This is a genomic window from Mesorhizobium sp. M4B.F.Ca.ET.089.01.1.1 (assembly GCF_004022605.1).
GTDB lineage: Bacteria > Pseudomonadota > Alphaproteobacteria > Rhizobiales > Rhizobiaceae > Mesorhizobium > Mesorhizobium abyssinicae.
This window is the reverse complement of sequence record NZ_RZOS01000590.1, coordinates 1-2,925: the sequence shown is the minus strand read 5'-3', so window position 1 is coordinate 2,925 and position 2,925 is coordinate 1. Positions and strand designations below refer to the sequence as shown.

The following is a 2,925-nucleotide window of genomic DNA, read 5'->3' as shown; positions in this document are numbered from 1 at the left end:
AGATCCTGGACAACAAGGGCGCCACCTTCGGCTACAACGCCCAGACCGGCGAATATGGCGACATGATCGCCATGGGCATCGTCGACCCGGTCAAGGTCGTTCGCACCGCCCTGCAGGACGCGGCCTCAGTCGCCGGCCTCTTGGTCACCACCGAAGCCATGATCGCCGAGGCTCCGAAGAAGGAGTCGGCCGGCGGCATGCCCGGTGGCATGCCCGGCGGCGGCATGGGCGGCATGGGCGGCATGGACTTCTAAGAAGTCCATAAAGCACGCCCATCAACTAACAATGCTCAAGCCCGCAAGCGGGCTTGAGTGGCGGCATGGATTTCTAATCCAGCCTCTCTCGCGAAGCATACGGAAAGGGCGCCGAAAGGCGCCCTTTCCGTTGTCGCTTAACGCTGCGTCAGCGAAGGCCTTGCGGCTCTAAGTCCTGCCCGCTGACTCTTTCCTGAGCAAATTGTCAACCAAATCAGCTATTTCGATCAAGGCTCGTGAACCGAGCCGGAAATTGTAGGACAATAAATTTTAACACATTCACGGTTACTAAAGAACGGAGCACCGCCAGGTTGCTCGAGATTGCAGCGTTCTTCAGGTCAGCCTCATGCAGATTTTCCGGCGGTTTTCGCGTAGCCGCGATGGCAACGTCCTCATCATCTCGGCCCTGGTGCTGCCGCTGCTCATCGGCATGGCTGCGCTGGTCACCGAATATGGCGGAGCCTTGGTCGAGCGCTCCGACAACCAGCGCATCGCCGACCTCTCGGCCTTTGCCGGCGCGCTTGCCTACAACGCTACGAAGTCCACCGATCAGATGAAGGCGACGGCGGTCAATGTCGCCGTCCTCAACGGAGTGCCTGCGGCCGACGTGCAGGCCTCGCTGGTGACGTCGCCGAAGACTAGCGGCATGAAAGCTGTTTCGGTGACGATAAACACGCCGAAATCGCTGATCCTGGCCCGGGTGCTGCAGGACCGCCAACAGTTGAACATCCACGCCAACTCGATCGCAGAAGTCGGTGCGGCGGCGTCGACACCCGGCTGCATGCTGGCGCTCGACGGCACCCAGACCGGCATCACGCTTTCCGGCGGCACCAAGATCAGCGCGCCGAAATGCACGGTCTCGTCGAACAACACAGTGACGGTGCCTTGCGGCACGACCATCTCGGCGATCGGCGTCAACTACAATTCGACGACGGCACCAAGCCAGCCCTGCAGCGGCATCACCGGCACGATCTCCAAGAAGTACACCGCCGATCCGCTGGCCGGCAACACGGCCGTCGCCGCCGCCGTTGCCCGTATCACAACCGTGGCCGCGCTTTCGACGACGACCGCGCCGACGGCGCCGACCACCCCCACCGGCAGCGATATCGCTTTCGCATGGAACCAGAGCTCGACGCAGAGCCAGGCAACCACGCTCGGCTGCACGGCCAGCTGGGCATCGGCGACCTCGACCTGGACGCTGAATTGCGGCAGCAAGACCACGGTCAACTTGGGCACCATCACCATCGGCGGCGGCATCAACCTCAATTTCGCCACCAGTGGTGCTGCGAGCACCGTCTACAACATCGCCGGCGACCTCACGACCAGCGCCACGACCAAATTCGGCCCCGGCACCTACAATTTCGCCAAGACACTGACCACGGCCGGAACCACGACCTTCGGCGCCGGAACCTTCAACTTCACCAAGGGCCTGACGACCGGCGGCGGCGCCACCACGACGTTCGGCGCCGGCACCTTCAAGATCGGCATCAGCGACAACACCTGCGGCGGCACCGCGCGTGTCAGCCTCTGCAACACCAGCACGCTCACCTTTGGCGGGCCGAGCACGTTCGAGCTGCCCGGTGGCTTCAACAACACCGGCGGCGCGACGCTGACCTTCGGCTCCGGCACCGCCAACAGCTACAAGATCGGCCCCGGCAGCAATGGCGATGCCATCACGCTCGGCGGCGGTTCCAAGACTATCCTGGCCGACGCCACCAGTTCGGGCGTGTTCCAGGTGGTCGGCAATGTGAACGGCGGCGGTGGCGGCAGCTGCTTTGTCGTGCCGGCCACGGCGCAGCACGACATCGAAGGCAACTTCATCGGCTCGGGCGCCATCCTGCTCGGCGCCGGCATCTACACGGTGGACGGCTATTTCGCGCTCGGCGGCAGCGGAGGCGGCAGCGCCAGCTGCGGCGGCTCGACGATCAGCATCAGCGGCACCGATGTGACGCTGGTGCTGTCGGGCAAGGCCAAATCGAGCTCGGGAAGCTGCAACGGCTATGTCTTCTGCGTGGCGGCCGGCTACAGCAACATCGTGCTCACCGCGCCGCAGACCGGCGCCACGGCCAAGCTCGCCGTGATCGGGCCGACCTCGACCTTGGTCACCGCCGGCGCCACCTTCGCCGAAGGCGGCTCCAATGCGCAGATCTCCGGCGCCTTCTATTTCCCCTATGGCCCGATCATCATGAACGGCGGCTCCAGCGTGCTCGGCTCGGCCACCGACGCCACCAAATGCCTGCAGATGATCGGCTCGCGCATCACGCTGTCGGGCGGCACGGCCGCTGCGAGCGAATGCATCGCCGCCACGAGCGCCTCCACCGCGAGCAAAGTGAGCTTGGTCCAGTGATGATTTCAAACATCCTTCGCCGCCTGCCGCGCTTGTTGCGCGGCTCGGCCCTCGCCCGCTCCCTCTGCCGCGATCGATCCGGCGTCTCGGCGGTCGAGTTCGCGCTGGTCAGCCCGGTGCTGATCACCATCCTAGCCGGGACCGTCGATATCGGCGCTTCGCTCAAGGCAAAATTCGATCTGACCTCGGCGATCTCGGCCGGCTCCAATTATGCCCTGCTCGGCGCCGACAAGGTGACCTCGACCGGCGGCGCCACGCTCGCCGCCAACATCATGGCGGTGGTGACCAGCGGCCTCAGCGGCACCGGCGGCACCATCAAGGTGG

The 2,925-nt window shown here is 64.7% G+C and carries 3 protein-coding genes; all 3 read left to right on the top strand.

Going from position 1 to position 2,925, the window contains the following annotated elements; all coding sequences use genetic code 11:
- Nucleotides 1-254, top strand: a 254-nt coding sequence (locus EN780_RS31180; RefSeq protein WP_281035389.1) for a TCP-1/cpn60 chaperonin family protein, incomplete at its 5' end; no start/stop codon positions are given.
- Nucleotides 255-600: 346 nt separating this feature from the next.
- Nucleotides 601-2,601 (top strand): pilus assembly protein TadG-related protein, encoded by a 2,001-nt coding sequence (locus tag EN780_RS31175; RefSeq protein ID WP_128276194.1) that lies wholly within the window; start codon nt 601-603, stop codon nt 2,599-2,601.
- Nucleotides 2,601-2,925, top strand: a 325-nt coding sequence (locus tag EN780_RS31170) for a TadE/TadG family type IV pilus assembly protein (protein ID WP_189556886.1), incomplete at its 3' end; no start/stop codon positions are given. The genes EN780_RS31175 and EN780_RS31170, both read left to right, overlap by 1 nt.

Bases quoted from the DNA above. Each gene is read 5' to 3' on its own strand.
- EN780_RS31175 (WP_128276194.1), top strand. From the start codon at position 601: ATGCAGATTTTCCGGCGGTTTTCGCGTAGCCGCGATGGCAACGTCCTC.